24 protein-coding genes are annotated in these 17,040 nt (G+C 36.7%); 22 read left to right on the forward strand and 2 right to left on the reverse strand.

Annotation, left to right across the window (positions count from 1 at the left end; all coding sequences use genetic code 11):
* Positions 1-32 precede the first annotated feature (32 nt).
* The gene (locus tag ACWICE_RS07435; RefSeq protein WP_454297979.1) at positions 33-404 is read right to left on the reverse strand and encodes a DUF4260 domain-containing protein; all 372 of its coding nucleotides are present in this window, start codon (positions 402-404) and stop codon (positions 33-35) included.
* 69 nt (positions 405-473) lie between these two features.
* Entirely contained in the window at positions 474-1,052 is a 579-nt protein-coding gene (locus tag ACWICE_RS07440) for a Crp/Fnr family transcriptional regulator (RefSeq protein WP_454297980.1), read from the reverse strand.
* Between the two features lie 128 nt (positions 1,053-1,180).
* On the opposite strand from ACWICE_RS07440, the gene rpiA reads away from it, so the two are divergent.
* The 22 genes from rpiA (at position 1,181) to ACWICE_RS07550 (ending at position 16,628) form a co-directional block, all read left to right on the forward strand.
* Entirely contained in the window at positions 1,181-1,879 is a 699-nt protein-coding gene (gene rpiA, locus ACWICE_RS07445; RefSeq protein ID WP_454297981.1) for a ribose 5-phosphate isomerase A, read from the forward strand.
* 241 nt (positions 1,880-2,120) lie between these two features.
* The gene (locus ACWICE_RS07450; RefSeq protein ID WP_454297982.1) at positions 2,121-2,645 is read left to right on the forward strand and encodes a ferritin; all 525 of its coding nucleotides are present in this window, start codon (positions 2,121-2,123) and stop codon (positions 2,643-2,645) included.
* Positions 2,646-2,662: 17 nt separating this feature from the next.
* On the forward strand, positions 2,663-3,124 hold the full coding sequence (locus ACWICE_RS07455; protein WP_454297983.1) for a DUF417 family protein: 462 nt from the start codon (positions 2,663-2,665) through the stop codon (positions 3,122-3,124).
* A gap of 49 nt (positions 3,125-3,173) precedes the next feature.
* Positions 3,174-3,932: a hypothetical protein gene (locus tag ACWICE_RS07460; RefSeq protein WP_454297984.1), complete on the forward strand. Its 759-nt coding sequence runs from the start codon at positions 3,174-3,176 to the stop codon at positions 3,930-3,932.
* Between the two features lie 471 nt (positions 3,933-4,403).
* Entirely contained in the window at positions 4,404-4,733 is a 330-nt protein-coding gene (locus ACWICE_RS07465) for a phosphoribosylpyrophosphate synthetase (RefSeq protein WP_454297985.1), read from the forward strand.
* 142 nt (positions 4,734-4,875) lie between these two features.
* Positions 4,876-5,214, forward strand: a complete 339-nt coding sequence (trxA, locus tag ACWICE_RS07470) for a thioredoxin (RefSeq protein WP_454297986.1) — start codon at positions 4,876-4,878, stop codon at positions 5,212-5,214.
* Between the two features lie 120 nt (positions 5,215-5,334).
* Entirely contained in the window at positions 5,335-5,868 is a 534-nt protein-coding gene (gene msrA / locus ACWICE_RS07475; protein WP_454297987.1) for a peptide-methionine (S)-S-oxide reductase MsrA, read from the forward strand.
* A 153-nt stretch (positions 5,869-6,021) separates the two neighbouring features.
* Positions 6,022-6,219, forward strand: coding sequence for a hypothetical protein (locus ACWICE_RS07480; RefSeq protein WP_454297988.1), 198 nt, complete (start codon positions 6,022-6,024; stop codon positions 6,217-6,219).
* Complete coding sequence (gene msrA / locus ACWICE_RS07485; RefSeq protein WP_454297989.1) at positions 6,212-6,877, forward strand: peptide-methionine (S)-S-oxide reductase MsrA; 666 nt, start codon at positions 6,212-6,214, stop codon at positions 6,875-6,877. The genes ACWICE_RS07480 and msrA (ACWICE_RS07485) overlap by 8 nt, the downstream gene beginning before the upstream one ends.
* Positions 6,878-6,907: 30 nt before the next feature.
* The gene (gene msrB / locus ACWICE_RS07490; protein ID WP_454297990.1) at positions 6,908-7,369 is read left to right on the forward strand and encodes a peptide-methionine (R)-S-oxide reductase MsrB; all 462 of its coding nucleotides are present in this window, start codon (positions 6,908-6,910) and stop codon (positions 7,367-7,369) included.
* Positions 7,370-7,507: 138 nt separating this feature from the next.
* Complete coding sequence (locus ACWICE_RS07495) at positions 7,508-7,972, forward strand: carboxymuconolactone decarboxylase family protein (protein ID WP_454297991.1); 465 nt, start codon at positions 7,508-7,510, stop codon at positions 7,970-7,972.
* Entirely contained in the window at positions 7,965-8,927 is a 963-nt protein-coding gene (locus tag ACWICE_RS07500) for an aldo/keto reductase (RefSeq protein ID WP_454297992.1), read from the forward strand. Before ACWICE_RS07495 ends, ACWICE_RS07500 begins: the two co-directional genes overlap by 8 nt.
* Before the next feature lie 338 nt (positions 8,928-9,265).
* Entirely contained in the window at positions 9,266-10,222 is a 957-nt protein-coding gene (gene trxB, locus ACWICE_RS07505) for a thioredoxin-disulfide reductase (protein ID WP_454297993.1), read from the forward strand.
* A gap of 104 nt (positions 10,223-10,326) precedes the next feature.
* A complete protein-coding gene (gene msrB, locus ACWICE_RS07510; protein WP_454297994.1) occupies positions 10,327-10,836 on the forward strand; it encodes a peptide-methionine (R)-S-oxide reductase MsrB in 510 nt (169 codons plus the stop codon).
* A 91-nt stretch (positions 10,837-10,927) separates the two neighbouring features.
* Complete coding sequence (gene msrA / locus ACWICE_RS07515; RefSeq protein WP_454297995.1) at positions 10,928-11,428, forward strand: peptide-methionine (S)-S-oxide reductase MsrA; 501 nt, start codon at positions 10,928-10,930, stop codon at positions 11,426-11,428.
* A 181-nt stretch (positions 11,429-11,609) separates the two neighbouring features.
* Positions 11,610-11,981 carry a DUF417 family protein gene (locus ACWICE_RS07520; RefSeq protein ID WP_454297996.1) on the forward strand — a complete coding sequence of 124 codons (372 nt, stop codon included), beginning with the start codon at positions 11,610-11,612 and terminating at the stop codon, positions 11,979-11,981.
* A gap of 14 nt (positions 11,982-11,995) precedes the next feature.
* Positions 11,996-12,991, forward strand: coding sequence for a type I glyceraldehyde-3-phosphate dehydrogenase (locus tag ACWICE_RS07525; protein ID WP_454297997.1), 996 nt, complete (start codon positions 11,996-11,998; stop codon positions 12,989-12,991).
* A 107-nt stretch (positions 12,992-13,098) separates the two neighbouring features.
* Positions 13,099-13,560, forward strand: a complete 462-nt coding sequence (locus ACWICE_RS07530) for a TlpA family protein disulfide reductase (RefSeq protein ID WP_454297998.1) — start codon at positions 13,099-13,101, stop codon at positions 13,558-13,560.
* A 190-nt stretch (positions 13,561-13,750) separates the two neighbouring features.
* Positions 13,751-14,086 (forward strand): thioredoxin, encoded by a 336-nt coding sequence (gene trxA, locus ACWICE_RS07535; protein WP_454297999.1) that lies wholly within the window; start codon positions 13,751-13,753, stop codon positions 14,084-14,086.
* A gap of 68 nt (positions 14,087-14,154) precedes the next feature.
* Entirely contained in the window at positions 14,155-14,646 is a 492-nt protein-coding gene (gene msrA, locus ACWICE_RS07540) for a peptide-methionine (S)-S-oxide reductase MsrA (protein ID WP_454298000.1), read from the forward strand.
* A gap of 74 nt (positions 14,647-14,720) precedes the next feature.
* Positions 14,721-15,542: a helix-turn-helix domain-containing protein gene (locus ACWICE_RS07545; RefSeq protein ID WP_454298001.1), complete on the forward strand. Its 822-nt coding sequence runs from the start codon at positions 14,721-14,723 to the stop codon at positions 15,540-15,542.
* Between the two features lie 249 nt (positions 15,543-15,791).
* Positions 15,792-16,628: an RteC domain-containing protein gene (locus ACWICE_RS07550; protein WP_454298002.1), complete on the forward strand. Its 837-nt coding sequence runs from the start codon at positions 15,792-15,794 to the stop codon at positions 16,626-16,628.
* The last annotated feature ends 412 nt before the right edge of the window (positions 16,629-17,040 follow it).

The raw sequence follows: 17,040 nt of genomic DNA on the forward strand, positions 1-17,040 counted from the left end.
TTTAGATACAGACTGATCCGACATCTAAATTTCTATATGGAAGATTTCCCAATCCAACCAAGGTGAGTATTTTTAAAATTATCGGGATATTTCAAACCATAGCCTAGTAGACGATCCATTGTCGAGTGGCCGAATAAAATTAATCCAGCCAAGTGAATCGCCGAATTATCCAAGTATAATCCTAATGCTAAAACAGCTATTGCTAATAGCTTATGATGGAAAAAATTATAAATCCAAGCACCAACATTTGTATTGGCCAGATATCCAATCATGGATAAATCGGGGAGTAAAATAAGAGCAGGAAAAATCCACCACTGATAATCCAATTGAAAAAACAGAACAATCGATAATAAAAATTGGCCTAATTCTTCCAGTTTTATAAGTGTGGTCATTTTCTTAGTCATCGCTACTGAATTTATTTTTTGTTAACAAACAAATTTCAAAAACTTATTTCCAATAGCGCTTGACAAATGTCAAGAACTTTCTGCCTGCCGCTTTCTTATTCTGCTAAATGTTTCAGCAGTCATGCCTAGAACAGAAGCAATATATTGTAATGGGACTTGATTAAACAGTTCCTTATGTTGCTCAAAATATAGATCATATCGCTCTTCTGCCGTCATTGACAAATGCGAAAACACTCTGTCTTCCGTCATAGCAAAACATTTAATAATGAATCTTTTTTCTATCTCGTTCCATTTTGGGAATTCGTCACAAAGTTTACGATAGTCGGATTTTTTAACTGTAAACAACTCAACATCAGTGAGTGCCTGGACATTCCACCGATTTGGTTCGTCAAAAAAGAAGCCCATAACATCAGTAAATATGAAGTTTTCGGTACATAGCCAGTGTGTAATTTCCTTACCGTCCGATAGTGCAAAAACTCGCATAATTCCAGATTTTACCAAACTTAGCTTATCGCAAACCTTATCTGCTTTGGTAAAAAAGTCATTCTTTTTTAGTTCTTCACGCTTAAAATAGGAACGCACAATTTCCAATTCTTCCTCCGAAAGTCTTCCAAAGTGCTGTTGTATTAATTGATTAAAATATTCCATTATCGTCTATGGGATCGTATAGAACAAATATATGGAATGATCCGTTAGATTTATAAATTGCCAAATCTACTGCTAATAACAGATTATTATAATTGATCTATTATCTTTAACGACTAAATCAAACTGAGATGGATTGGAATAGCAATGTTATCAAAAGCCTTTGGCCTTCCACTATAAATAACCGCGAGAGCAAGGAAAAACTTGCAGTAGAGATTGCTGATAAAGTGAAAAATGGAGATATCATAGGTATAGGATCTGGCTCGACGTCATATGTAGCATTATTAGCTATTGCTCAAAAGATCAAGAGTGATAATCTTATCATAAAAGCTATACCAACTTCTATTGAAATGGCTCTTACATGCAAATATTTAGATATTCCCATCACCACTCTAAATGAACACTTCCCAAATTGGAGTTTTGATGGTGCTGATGAAGTTGACAATAACAAGCATTTGATTAAAGGCCGGGGTGGTGCTATGTTCCAAGAGAAACTGATAATGAGCGTAAGTAAAAGCAATTACATTATTGTTGATAACAGTAAATTTGTTGAAAGACTCGGTCATAAGTTCCCTGTGCCCGTGGAGATTTACCCACCCGCATTGATGTGTGTAGAATCAAAACTAGTAAAGCTTGGTGCAACTGAAATCTCCCTTAGACCCGCCCAAGGTAAGGACGGGCCGGTAATATCAGAAAATGGCAATCTCATACTTGACGTAAGGTTTGAAAATATAGGCGAGAATATGGAAAAAGAAATCAAGTCTATTACTGGTGTCATAGAAAGCGGACTTTTTCAAAACCATGAGGCAGATATAATCGTCGCTATATAATCAGCCGATATAAAATCACAAGCCTTACCAAGCACAGCCTATGCCTCTGGCCTGCACACTCTTTTCATCAAGGAAGATTCTATGCATTTTTCTTGTCCCAAGCAGTTTAACTTTCTCACCAAATTGGTCGAAGCCTTCGTACGGCTGGGTGGGGAATTTCTAGTTGATTTAATTTCGATATAAACTGTAAGGAATTTGTTCTTCGGTAGACTAAGCTGATATAACATAACAAAATGTAATTATGAAAGACCTACTTAGTTTGAAAACCTCCATGAATGAGGAAATCGAAAATGCGTTAAATCACCAAATAAAAACAGAAGCTCATGCTTCCTCTACTTATTTATCAATGTCCACATGGTGCGGAGAGAATGGCTACGATAATAGCGCAGGCTTCTTTGCTAACCAAGCTGAAGAAGAGAGGACACACATGTTGAAGTTATTCAAATATATAAATGATCGTGGCGGTCGCGCAGTATCTCCTGAGATTACGAATATCCCTACCGAATTTTACTCATTTCGGGATTTGTTCGAACAAACACTTCGGATGGAGATGCACGTAACACAACTGTTTAATGATATGGCAGAAAAATGCATCAGGCAAAAAGACTTTGTCACCTTTCAATTCATACAATGGTTTTTGGAAGAACAGATTCAAGAGGAATATGTAGCAAGGCGTATACTAGAGTTATTTGATATAATTGGTGAAGAAGGGATCGGCCGTTGGGAGATTGACAAACAGGTGCAACTGGTTAAATACGAAAGTTAGTCTCAAAAGTGTGGGTTATGAAAACAGCTACAGCGATACTTTCTATTTTTACTTTGACTTCCGTCGTCAGATATGGCCTTGTTTTAATCTTAATCAGTATAGGGCTGCTGAAATTTACTAAGCATGAAGCCGACGCCATTAGGCCTTTGGCAGAAAATAGCCCTTTTTTCTCGTGGACATTTACATTTTTAAGCACAAGGATGTTCTCAAATATTACTGGGATAATAGAGATAACTCTGGGCACCTTAATCGCTTTACGTCCATTATCACCAAACTTATCTGCCTTGGGCAGCGTTGGTTCTGTTATTACTTTTATAATAATCCTATCGTTTATAGTATCAAGTCCAATGCATACTGACAAAGGTCTATCAATACCGTTCATACCCTGTTCACTTGGCCATTTTTTTATGCTACATTTTTCACTTTTAGGGGCGTCTTTATGGACTGCGTATGAAGCATTAACAGTTGCTACGAAATAGTCACCTACTTTAGTTAGATCCTATATAAACAAATATTAATACGGAGATTATGAAAGAAAATACAAAAATTAAAACAAAAAATAATTCCGAAAATCAATTGGTCATTACATTAATCGTAGCGGGTGCACTTTTGATGTTTGCAACACCGTGGATTTTTTCTATAATGAGTGTTAACGATTTTAAAAACGTAGGGCAAGTTGGTTCTGCCTTTTGGGATGTTGCAGCGCCCATTGCACAATTGGTAGGTATTATTTTACTTTATCTGGCTTTGCGTGAAAGAAGGACCGCAAATAATATTGTGCAGATGCAAGTGGATGCTAAGAGTCGAAGAGAAATTCAGGAACGTAGCGTTAAGCACCTTCATGAATTATACACATTACTGGAAAATAATATTAGCAATTTCAGCTACGAAAGCAAGTTCGACACTGATAGTAAGATAAAAGTGTTACAGGGCAAAAGGGCTATTCGATGTTTTATTAATGATATTGAGGAGATGAATATTGATTTGCACGATAATGATTTGTTGTTGCAAAAAGATGGGGTACGAGAAATATTAAGTATATTAAGGATAGCCGAACATATATTTGAGAAGATTAAAGAAGCTGATATCGAAGAAGCTGATAAGAACTTTTATCTGAATATAATGAAACACGAGCTCACTTTCAGTATATTTCCGTATACGGATCTGGATGAATCTGCCAATTTAAAACTAGAGATTTGCGAAGAGTGTAATGAGCCACATGGCAATTATCCTCCCTTGATTTTTGATAAAATGCAACAGTTAAAAAGACATTTCCTTGCTGATTAATTAATGCCCGTCCCGCTTTGCTTTTCTGTAATGAAGCCAATATTATCTTCAAAAATACTTTATTGAATCTTTGGCTTTAAATTGTGAATAGTCATCTCCCTCAAGATGATCCTATTCTACACATAATGTTTTTTTAAGTGCTAGCCGCCCTTGGCATTCGCTAATGAATGCTAAGGGCGCTCATATTTAAGGATGTCACCCCTAAACATAAACTACCAAAATATACAGTTGTGATCGCTTTGCGAAATTTGTGTAAGACCTATTTATCTCCAACAGCTAAGCCATTGAAATACACTCCTTCACTAATTGATACTCGCTTGGATTACGTATAGGAATTAAACCTATTTAAATTGTAAGGAGTTTTAGACTTCGTCGACTAAACCAATAAAGATGTAATAGCTAACAAATGAATTTGTTATCAAGTTCATCATAACAGTCGTATAATTCAGCATCAAATAATTAGATAAAGATATGATCCGGACAGAAAAAACATTATCAGAGGTAATGACATTGCTAAACAGCCAAGGGTACACTGAGGACTATAATTTATTGCAAATAAGAGGCTCCAGAGATAATCAGAGCAACGAGATTGATTTTGCTAATCTCGTCATTGATAAGATCTATCGCTTTTCTGGTCAGAACGATGCGGCGGACGAAGCTATTCTTTATTCAATAAGTAATCTAAAAAATGGACTCAAGGGCCTTTTTGTTAACGGTTATGGAATCTACACAGATGAAGAAGCATCTACAATCATAGAAAAGATTTCATTGAATACTCTTGATTATGCGAATCACGAGTAGGCATTCAACAATATGCGTTTAGCATTTTTTTGTGGGTTAAAATAATTTGTAAGGAAACCTATACTAATTATACTAAGCATATAGAAAGGGATTAAAGCTCTCTTTAACGCAATATTTCGATAACAATTTAAAACAATGTATTATGAAAACGATTAGCAACAACACAGAATTCGAACAAATTATCTCTGGTGACAAACCAGTAATCCTTGACTTTTATGCAGAATGGTGTGGACCATGCAGAGCATTATTACCTATTTTGGAATCAGCTAGCAATGATTATGGTGAAGATATCGTAGTTGCAAAAATTAACGTTGATGAGAATCCGGAGCTGGCAACGAAGTTTAGCGTTAGAAGTATTCCAGCTGTATTCCTAATGAAAAATAACACCGTGGTTGATAAATTTACTGGTGTTCAAAGTAGAACTGAAATAGATAAGAGGATCGATAATTTGATTGCCGCAAAGGCTGAAACACTTAACTAGTATCATATTCAAAGCTGCAGAAGAAAAGTCGGCATTAAATTGTCTTTCGTTTTAGTGCTGACTTAATTCTTCAACATTGAATTAATCTTACATTAAAACACTTAAGAATAGGTGGTAAAAATGGAAAAGAAAAATATAACATTAGGCGGAGGCTGTTTTTGGTGTACCGAAGCCATTTTTAGAGACACGAAAGGAGTATTGGAGGTAAAAAGTGGTTTTAGTGGTGGATTTATTAAAAATCCGGCATACAGGGAAGTACGTACAGGAAGGACTGGTCATGCAGAAGTAATTCAAGTCAGTTATGACACAGAGAAAATTAGTTTGCATGAACTTTTAATTATTCATATGATGACTCATGACCCTACAACTGTAGAGCAACAGGGCGCTGACAAGGGTAATCAATATCGCAGTATTATTTTTTATGGAAATGAAGAAGAAAAAGTAATAGCTGAAAAAGTGATCGAAAACATAAGGAGTTGTTATGCCAACCCTATCGTTACAGAATTGAAGCCATTTGAGGTGTTTTACGCGGCCGAAGAAGCTCACCAAAATTATTATGAAGAAAATCAAGAGGCGCCATACTGTCAAATGGTTATCACTCCTAAATTAGCTAAATATCGTCAGGGACGAGCTAACTATCTATCTAATCTTTAACGCACGGTACTCGCCATTTCAATAGAATTGTTTCAATTTTCAGGCGTCAAAAAAAATTGTAAGGTTCATCAAATATCTTCGACTAAACTGTAAGTGATTGAGAAGAATAAAGGGAGTTAATAGTAAAGTATCATAAATCTTAAACAAATTAAAATGGACAAGGTAACCGCAGAAGAATATCAACAAGACCCAGAACGATATGAACTCGTTTCTGGTCACGAAGAAGGAGCTCCTACATGCCCTTACGGAAATATTCAACAATGGGTGGGATATGATAAAAAAACGCAAAAATTTACCCGGTTTACTAAATCAGTTTTTAAGCAGCTTGTTGCACAAAAAGAAAATGAATAAAGATAAATATATGAACACTATAAGGATCATCTTAGCTACATTGCTTTGCCAAATTGTTTTTACGAGTTGTAGTAATAGCTCAGGTCGGCAGGCTTCAATAGAAAAAAACACTGCCACGGAAACTTCTAGTGTTAGCGATAGTTTAAGCGTTATTTATTTTGCAGGCGGCTGTTTTTGGGGAACTGAGCATTTCTTTAAACAGGTAACCGGGGTAACGGCGACCGAGGTCGGGTTTGCCAATGGTCGTACTGAAAATCCAACTTACAAGGAAGTCATCCAAAAAAAGACCGGGTTTGCGGAGACTGTAAAAGTTATTTACGATCCTCAGAAGGTTGACCTGAAACTCCTGTTGGATCTGTATTTTTTAACAATTGATCCCACTAGCGTTAACAAGCAAGGGAACGATATTGGCGATCAGTATCGCACGGGCATCTACTACACGTCAGATAAACAATTACCTTTTATAAATGCTAGGTTAAAAACAGAGACAAAGAAACATGTTCGGCCTGTTGCGGTAGAAGTTACTCCTCTGAAAAAATATTATAAGGCGGAAGATTATCATCAAGATTACCTTGAAAATAATCCCGGCGGATATTGCCATATTAATCCTGAGTTATTTAAGGTGGCGAAAAATGCTAATAAAAAGAATGATCAATAAATTTTAACATAAAACATAAAACATAAAGTTATGCTTAATTGGAATAATGTAATCGCATTTGCCACTAATGGCAATCCCGCACCCGACAGAAGGGTAGAAAAATCTGAAGAAGAATGGAAAGCGCAACTTACCGCTGAACAATTCTACGTAACACGTAAACACGGAACAGAGGCATCCTTCAGTCATGACCTTTGCAGAAGCTATGACCCAGGATTATATTCCTGTGTTTGTTGTAACACTTTGTTATTTGATTCTACTGAAAAATTTGACTCTGGAACAGGGTGGCCAAGTTTTACTCAGCCTGTCAAAGAAAATGGTGTGAAATATATTAAAGATGGCTCATTTGGTATGGTTAGAATCGAAGCTCAATGCAATGTTTGTGATGCACATTTAGGCCACGTTTTTCCAGATGGTCCAGCTCCAAGCGGTCTTCGCTATTGCATGAATGGCGAGGCATTGACAAAAGAACTAACCAAAGAAAACGGCAATTAAACAGAACCTGTTTAGGTTAAAAGAAACTATCGGTTTAAATAATTGAGAAACTGGACGACTTGAAACTGAGAAACCTTTGGTTAAGATCGTTCAGTTTTTGTTGGTTTACATACAAACCCGATATAAAATTTGAAATAAATGAATAGTGTAAAATTTGAAAACATCCGTTTTAATCCTGACTCGACCCCATTCCATAAACTTGCAGAACAAATGGCTGACGCTTTTGGATACAAGGCAGTGTTGGATACTGATAAAAAACTTGCTCAACTTATTCGTTTACGTATAGCGCAAATAAATGAATGTGCGTATTGCATTATCTTACATGCCCAAGTTGCGCGAGATATTGGCATTCCATATCCTAAAATAGACAATATATCATCCTGGTGGAATAGCCAACTATTTACCGAAAAAGAGAAGGTTACATTAGCCTATAGTGATGTACTGACGATTGGCACTCACAAAAGGTTTCAAAAATATCACGACGCAATGTGTGAGCATTTCTCAGCAGAGGAGATAGCTGAAATAGCAGCTATCGTGATCAATATGAACGTTTGGACGCGTCTCAAACTTGCGCAAGGTCAATTACCTATCTACGATGAATAAAAAGATAGAAAGTATAGGGTTGGGAACGGCTGCGATAGGTAGGCCGCACTACATAAATCTCCGCCATGAAACTCCTACTGCAGATACATCACTGTCTGAGTTTAGAAGTAGCGGAATCAAAATTCTTGAGGATGCTTATAACAAAGGAGTCCGGTTTTTCGATGCTTCTCCTGGCTACGGTTTGATTGAATCACTCTTGGTAGAGTGGCTACAACAGAAGAGCGATCCGGAAATCACTATTGCAACAAAATGGGGACTTAGTTATTTGGCAAATTTTGATAAAAATGCGAAAGTGCATGAATTTAAAGAGCATTCATTTAAAAAACTAAATTCACAATGGGAGTTTTCTAAAAAATTATTGCCCTATTTAAAGATTTATCAAATACATTCAGCAACATTGGAAACTGGTGTGCTTAATAACCAAAACATATTGCGGCGCCTACATGATATTAAAAAAGAATACAATCTTGTCATTGGGCTAACGACCACCGGAGCAAACCAAGTTGAGGTGCTTGACAAGGCTTTAGGAATTGAGATAGAAAATGAGCCCTTATTTAATTCTTTTCAGTGCACTTACAACATCATGGAACAGTCTATCATACCTTTTAAAGCAGTCTTCCAGAGTAGAGATAGACAGTTGATAATCAAGGAGTCTTTGGCAAATGGGCGTTTAATACCCAATTCAGATTTTGTTAAACATAAATCCTTGTATAGGCAAATGACTTCCCTTTCGGCTAAATATAATGTCACGACAGATGCATTAGCTATGAGGTTTTGTATGGATAGTTTTCCAGAATCCATTTGTTTGAGTGGTGCCAGCAGCACTGAACAGCTTCACTCTAACCTTACAGCAAAAACTTTTAAACTCCAACAAGATGACCTGCAATTATTAAGCAGTTATTATGTAGATTCTACCGACTATTGGGACGAAAGGAAGCAATTGCCTTGGCAATAGCGCATCTATCCTCGTTAAAAAAAAAGTCAACTAAATAGCATCTCCTGAGTATAGTCCCAGCTATTTCTTAAGATAAACTTATTTCCAACAATCATCATATTGTTGTCTTTGGTCTTTTATTAGACTGATAATGTTCATGTATAAAATAGTTTCATGGGGTTGCAGAATCATAAGGAATGTATAGGCAATTGTGAAGAAACTAAAATCCTATCATGTTACTGTCCAACTAATACTGAAATATCACATTTTCTGTAAGGGTCTTGAATATGTTCCGACTAAGATGATAAAATGCAATCAATGCAAATTAATCTATAATAACTCGCCTAATATTATTAGTTATGGAACATAAATATGAACAAGTTAAATGTATGATTATCGGATCGGGTCCGGCAGGATATACCGCAGCCATTTATGCTGCCAGAGCAGATCTTAAACCAGTACTTTACACTGGATTAACCACCGGAGGACAGCTTACCCAAACGACAGATGTAGAAAACTATCCAGGTTATCCAGATGGAATTATGGGTACCGATATGATGGAAAATTTTCGCAAACAGGCCGTACGTTTTGGTACGGATATCAGAAATGGTATCATCACAGAAGTAGACTTATCAGCTATTCCCTACAAAGTAACTACTGAAGATAATGTAACTATTCTTTGTGATTCAGTGATAATATCAACTGGAGCAACAGCCAAGTGGTTGGGGTTAGAATCCGAACAGAAATATAGTGGTGGTGGCGTTTCGGCTTGCGCTACATGTGACGGCTTCTTTTTCAAAGGTCAAGATGTTGCCATAGTTGGCGCAGGAGATACTGCGGCTGAAGAAGCAACACACCTTGCGAAGCTGTGTAGGAAAGTTTATATGTTGGTGCGAAAAGGTGAACTTAAAGCGTCAAGAGCTATGGTTCATAAAATAAATGCCACACCTAATATCGAGATACTATATAATACAGAAACGAAAGAGATTTTAGGAAATGACTTAGTTGTTACCGGGGTCAGCTTGTTTAACAATCTTACCAATGCCACCAGGGTGTTGGATATTTCTGGTTTTTTTGTGGCAATTGGTCACCATCCAAATACAGAGGTATTTAAAAAGTGGATAAATATGGATCGCGAGGGCTATATCCAAACCGTTCCCGGATCTACCAGGACAAACATACCTGGAGTATTTTGCTGTGGTGATGCGCAAGATAGAATTTATAGGCAAGCTGTAACTGCTGCCGGCAGCGGATGTATGGCTGCACTAGATTGTGAAAGATTTCTTCTTGGAATTGTTCAAAAAGAAAGTATTTAAACATCACTTCCTGCATGCACATGCTTAAAAGTTGATGTGTTTAGCAGAAATCCATCAGCCAGTATGTAAAACTAGTTGTAAACCCAATCAAAAAAATAATGGAAATGAGTAAAATATTTTTAAGCTACCTGTTAGCGCTAATACCAATTGCAACATATGCCCAAAATTTGAAAACAAATAAGGGCCATGAGAACAATCCATATTATTCCACTACCGACACTAGAAAGTTGAATGTATCAAATGCTGAGTGGAAAAAAATTCTCAGTCCGGATTTATATGCGGTAGCTAGAGAAAAAGATACCGAAAGACCTTTCACGGGAAAATACTGGAAGAGTGATACAAAAGGTAATTATTACTGTGCAGCCTGTGGTAACAAACTTTTCAGATCTGATGCAAAATTTGCAAGTAGCTGTGGCTGGCCAAGCTTTTATGAGCCTCTTAGAAAAAATAGTGTGACATATAAAGTGGATCGTTCTTACGGAATGACCCGTACCGAAGTGCTATGTGGACGCTGTGATGCACATCTAGGCCATATTTTTAATGATGGGCCTGCGCCAACATATAAGCGATACTGCATGAACTCTATCAGTCTCGACTTTGAACCAGACAAATAGAAATCAAGATTGTTAAAAAGCGTTTTATAGACGGCTACATAGAGACAATGGTTAATCAAGCATTTGGTATTTTGACCTTAAACTTTCCATTATGGAATTAAGAAAAACAAATAACTTTAGCGGCGACAATGTAATATACTTTGCCGGAGGCTGCGACTGGGGTCCAGAACGCTTTTTCAGGTTCATCAAAGGAGTGACTTCTACTGAATTGGGATATGCGAATTGTAAGGTCAAGCATCCTGATTGCAGTCGGGTTATTGGCGATGGAAGAAACTTTATAGAAACTGTTAAAATAACATTTGATCCTTATAAAGTCAGTTTGAATAGTCTGCTCGATCTCTTTTTCAGGACGATTGATCCCCCGACTGAGAATTTGGGTGGTCAGCGCTCGGGCTTACATAATCATTCGGGAATATTTTATACAGACAAAGACCAACTGCAAATAATCAATGTAATATTAGATGACGTGGCAAGACGTAATGAAGACTCACTGGCTATCGAGGCAGTTCCACTACAAATCTTTTATACCGTGGCCGATTATAATCAAAAGTATACAGGTAAAAATTCACGTAGATATTGCCAATCGCATTAAAAACGAAATAGAACACATTCCCATATAATATGGAAAATGTAATGATTTTTAAGAGCATAGTGTTTGTGATTGTTTAGGATATACGGATATATTAAGCCATTGATCAATTGACAAATGTTATTTTCATTTGTAAGGTATGATAGACTTCCGCTACTAAGCTATAAAAAGCCCAGTAGTAACGATGAAAAAAACAATTATACAGTCAATTCCCATTGGTACGTTTTCAAATGTTCTCGGCGCCATTGAAGTTACGACGGGGCTTTTAATTTCTTTACTTACGCTGTCACCGAAATTGTCAGCTACAGGCAGTGTTTCAGCAGTCTTAACATTGTTGATAACAGTGACGCTTATCGTTTCTACTCCTGGAGTTATTCAGGAAGAACGGTCATTCCCATTTCTCTCTGGTTCACTAAATGAATTTCTGATTAAAGACTTAGTTCGTTCAGGAGCATTACTGTGGACAGCATGGGAAACGTTAGCTGTTACTCACAACCAAAGACCTGACAATTCCTTAATAATAGGTAACATAGTACCGACTTACAATAAAAACTAAATACATATAATATTATGAAAAGAATAGCAATCAACGGATTTGGCCGTATAGGTCGATCAGCACTAAAAGTAATTTTTGACAGCAGTGATCTCGAGGTCGTTGCCGTAAATGATTTGATGGACATAGAAAACGCCGTATACCTTCTTAAATACGATAGTAACTATGGAAAGTATGAAAAGAATATAAGATTTGAAGGGGATGCGATTTTTGTTGGTGAAAAAGCTATCAAGTATTCGAATATTCGTGAAATTGAGGGTTTGCCCTGGAAGCAACTTGATGTGGATGTAGTTATTGAAAGCACAGGAATATTTACAAGTAAGACTGACGCTGAAAAACATATCATGGCTGGTGCTAAATCAGTAGTAATTTCTGGCCCTACTAAAGATACACCAACTGTAGTGCATGGAGTAAACACCGAAAAGGGTAATGTTTCAGTTTTCTCATGCGCTAGCTGTACTACCAACAATATAAGCCCGATTATTGAAATTTTGGGAAGAAGGCTAGGGATAAAAAAAGCTATTCTCAACACTATTCACGGATACACAGCTTCGCAGGCTCTCGTAGATGCACCCTCCAAAAGGGAGCCAAGAATGGGTAGAGCAGCCGGATTTAATTTAGCTCCCGCAGCAACGGGAGCCGCTATAGCTACCACTAAAGTACTGCCAGAATACGCCGGGAAATTCGACGGGATTGCAGTAAGAGTTCCAGTGCCCGTAGGTTCGATTTCTGACATTACTTTTATTGCAAACAGACCCACAACCATAGATGAAATCAATCAAATTTTGACTGAAGAATGCTCAACAGACCGATATGAAAAAGTAATTGCCGTAACGAAGGAGCCCATCGTTTCAACAGACATAATTGGTAGCGCCTTCGCTGCAACAGTAGATTTAGAGATGACAAGGGTAGTTGATGGGGATTTGGTAAAAATAATGGCTTGGTATGATAATGAGTGGGGGTTTACCAATCAAATGATCAGACAAATACAGTCCTTATTTGCAGGTAACTAACACAATTGGCCATTCAGTTTTACCATTTGCGCTATCCAGTGGTAAATTGTAGTTGTACTCCTAATAAATCTTCTCACTAATTATGGTGGGAAAAACTTGAAATGAATATGGAAATTTTAAATAAAAGAATCCCACCGTGGGACATAGAAAGTTTGGGTAAAGAAAAAGTCCCCGACTACGAAGAATTTAAAGGGAAACCGTTATTGATCCTATTTTTCTATTTAGGTTGTCCAGGCTGTACAGGAAGAGCTATACCTTTTGCGAATAAGATGGCATATGAATATGCTGATAAAATCAATGTTATTGGCATTCATAGTAATTTTGAAGGCCCTGAATATAATGATGATGATATACTTGAGGAATTAAAGTCATTATATGTTAGATTTCCTGTTTTTAAAGATTCAGGTCTAGCAAGCACTTTCTACAAATATCAGGCGGCTGGAACACCTCATTGGATATTGGTCAATAGAGAAGGCAACGTCATTCGCACCATATTTGGTTCTGATCCAAACCGCGCATTACTTCGGTTAGATTATGCGTTGACAGAAGAAATAAGCACTATCGATTAGCACAAATGGTTCGATGAACCCAAGGCTTTCAGTTAGGTTTGTTTAGGGTTTGGATATATATATGATTTCAATTAGGGCATCCTAAAAAGTTGGGAAGAATTGATACATCATCGGGTAAAAGCGGTAAGAGAAACTGAAGTCATCCAAACTAAATTTGTTCTATAAATTAATATCAATTAACACAAGGAAAATGATAACTATTAAAAATATGCAAGAGTTCGACCAGTTAGTGGGCCAAGGAAATATTGTCATTGCAGATTTTTACGCAGATTGGTGCGGACCCTGTCAGTCACTGATACCTACATTAACTATCCTAGCTAGAGAACTTGAAGGACGGGCAGATATAGTTAAGGTTAATGTCGATGATCACCAAGAGCTTGCATCTCGATTTGGAATTCGCACTATACCAACAATAATTTATTTCCAGAATCAAAAAATTGTAGACAAAACGGTAGGAGTTCAGACCAAAGCAGAGTTAGATAGGAGAATAGTCGCCATGGAAGGCAATAAAAAATTAGCTGACTAATTTAAGTTCGATAAAAAGTCAGCACAGATCAATAAGAGGTAAAAATCGTTTAACTAAATAAAACAATTATGGAAAATTTAAAAAAAGCATACGTAGCAGGTGGATGTTTTTGGGGAATGGAAGATCTTTTTCGAGTACGGCCTGGAGTAAAAGATACAGAAGTTGGCTATCTGGGGGGATTGAATGAAAATCCCACCTATCGAAACCATCCCAATCATGCCGAGGGGCTTGAAATTACATATGACGCTAATGAAACGTCGTACAAAGAGTTACTGGATTATTTTTTCAGAGTTCATGACCCGAGCACAAAAGATAGGCAAGGTAATGATAGAGGTTCGAGTTATCGCTCTGCATTGTTCATTCAAAATGAACAAGAAGAACGTGATGCGGAGGAAGTCATAAGATTAGTTGATGAGTCAGGACGTTGGCCAGGTAAAGTTGTTACTACGCTCGAACCTTTTACTAAGTTCTGGCCTGCTGAAGATTACCACCAAGACTATCTAGTAGCTAATCCGAATGGATACACTTGCCATTTTGAGAGGTTTGGTACTTTTCTATGAAATTGCGGTCCATATCAAAGGTCATCTCAAAACTGCAATAGTCTTACAAATATATCACCCTAAGAAAGCAGCCAATGATTTATCAAGGAAAGCAAAATGAATATTTTGAAATACAAAGTGTAGATAATAATAACTACAGAAGCTTTAGGCCAATTGTCAGCGGAGCTTTACAGCTTCTGTGGTTTTTATCTGATGGCAATCAACTCATAATAGATGGGATACCCCATAGTTTCGATACCAATCAGATTATCAGCTTGTCACAACATCACCACGTGGAGTATGAAAACATTACCGCCATGAAGATGTTGCGATTTAATTCAGAATTTTATTGCGTACTCAATCATGACAGTGAAGTAGGATGCAAAGGAATATTATATTATACTCCTGCCAAAATTCCTATCGTGCAGATTGACGGGCCGGAACTTATGGTTATGGTTGATGCATGGGATGTTACCGATATGGAACTGGAAATGAAAGACAGCCTCCAGCTTGAAATGCTTCAAATGCAATTAAAGCGGATCTTAATCCTTTGTACACGAATGTATAAAAAGCAGGGTAATATGGCGTATATTGACGACAATCAGCATGATTTGGTACGGGAGTTCAATTTTCTGGTGGAAAAAAACTTTAGAGAATTTCATAGCGTTTCGCACTATGCAGACTTATTATATAAATCACCCAAGACGATCACAAATACTTTTAAAAAGATAGGAGAAAAATCTCCTTTGCAAGCTATTCATGATCGTATCATGTTAGAGTCAAAAAGGCTGCTGCATTACACAAAAAAAGATATTTCTGAAATTGCATACGAGCTTGGGTTTGAAAGTGTACAAGGGTTCAGTCGTTTTTTTAAGAAGCAAGCGGGCATCTCTCCGTCTGATTTTAGACATAGCTAGCGGATATCTGAGGCAGTATTTCCAGAAATGACAGTCACATTGAGGCGATTGTGACCAAATATGCGATAAAAAAGACAGTTGTTATTAAGATGGCAAAAGATGATAAAAGCTTTTATTAAGGTATAAAATTAAACCACATAGATAGATTAGTCCAATTTTCGATATTGAAGAAAATCCAGACATATCCAGCTATTGGATGGTGTCTGGATTTTTTTTAACAAAGAGACTCAGATGTTAATTAGGCAACTTATGGATAATTATTATAATGAGACAATTCAAATCTTGGAGGAAGAATTAAGTGCCTTAACACTTGAGGCTCAAGGTACGTTGGTATTTTATGAACAATGCATCGAACTAGTTGTAAAAAAATTGAATAAGTTAAAAGAATTTGTTCATGAAAACGGCTTTAAAAATTCATCTCAGGAAATTCTGTTTTTTAAGGTTCAGAAACCAAGTATTGTATCTAAGCTCATCTATTATAATGCTATCTATAAAATTGAAGCAAAAATGCCGTACGGTGGGAAGCAGATTAAAGAGAATTACTATAATGAACAAATATCTGACCTTAAAAGATATTACGACAAAAATGTAGAGTTATATAAATATTATAGAACAAACAGTACACATCTTGACGATAAGTATTTTTTACGGGGTGAATATAACATCAAACTGAGTTTAGATACTTACTATTTTGAAACTGATCATAGTTTTGCAACATCACATGATTATAAGATAGCTAAAATTATCGCAAATGATTTAATTCATCTATATATAGAAAAACAACTTTACAATTTAGCGAGTGCAGGCGACTTCATCAATCAAGGTCAAAATATGATGTCTCTAAATTGGACAGCTAATAAAACTGACTTGATTGAGCTAATTTACGCACTACATACCCGACTAGCTATCAATAACGGCAATATCGAAATAAAAACTATTTCAACTTGTTTTGAACAATTCTTCAATATTGAGCTAGGAGAATTTTACCATACCTATTTAGAATTAAAAAATAGAAAAAAGAACCCAACCAAGTTTCTCGATTCGTTGAAAGAAGGTTTAATAAACAAAATGGATGGAGAAGATTAGCATGTTGCTCAATTTTTAATAATTGTTTCGATTCAAAGTAACACGATCTTCAGATACCAAAATCTTCAAATCGGCTAAAAAATGGTTCGAAAATTGTCCCGACAGGACGACTAAAAAAAGCTCGACTTAGGTCGGGCTTTTTTTGTGTCCGGGTGTGGCAGGTTCGAACCGTGGTTCGATCCGAAGGAGCTTCAGGGGAGTGTTTGGGGTGTGAGGGGCTGAAGCCATCCTGCCACCCCGACAAAATCCACTGATAATCAGTGGTTTTTTCTTTTTTTTCGGACACATTTCGGACAAATTATATCTGAATATTGATTATTCAATAACCTAAGCAAAGTTAAGTTAAGCTAGAAGAATAACCCTTCTTAAAGAATGATTGGAGCATAATGCTTGTTTCTATAGAGCGTGAAAA

The organism is Sphingobacterium sp. NPDC055346, from assembly GCF_053645235.1.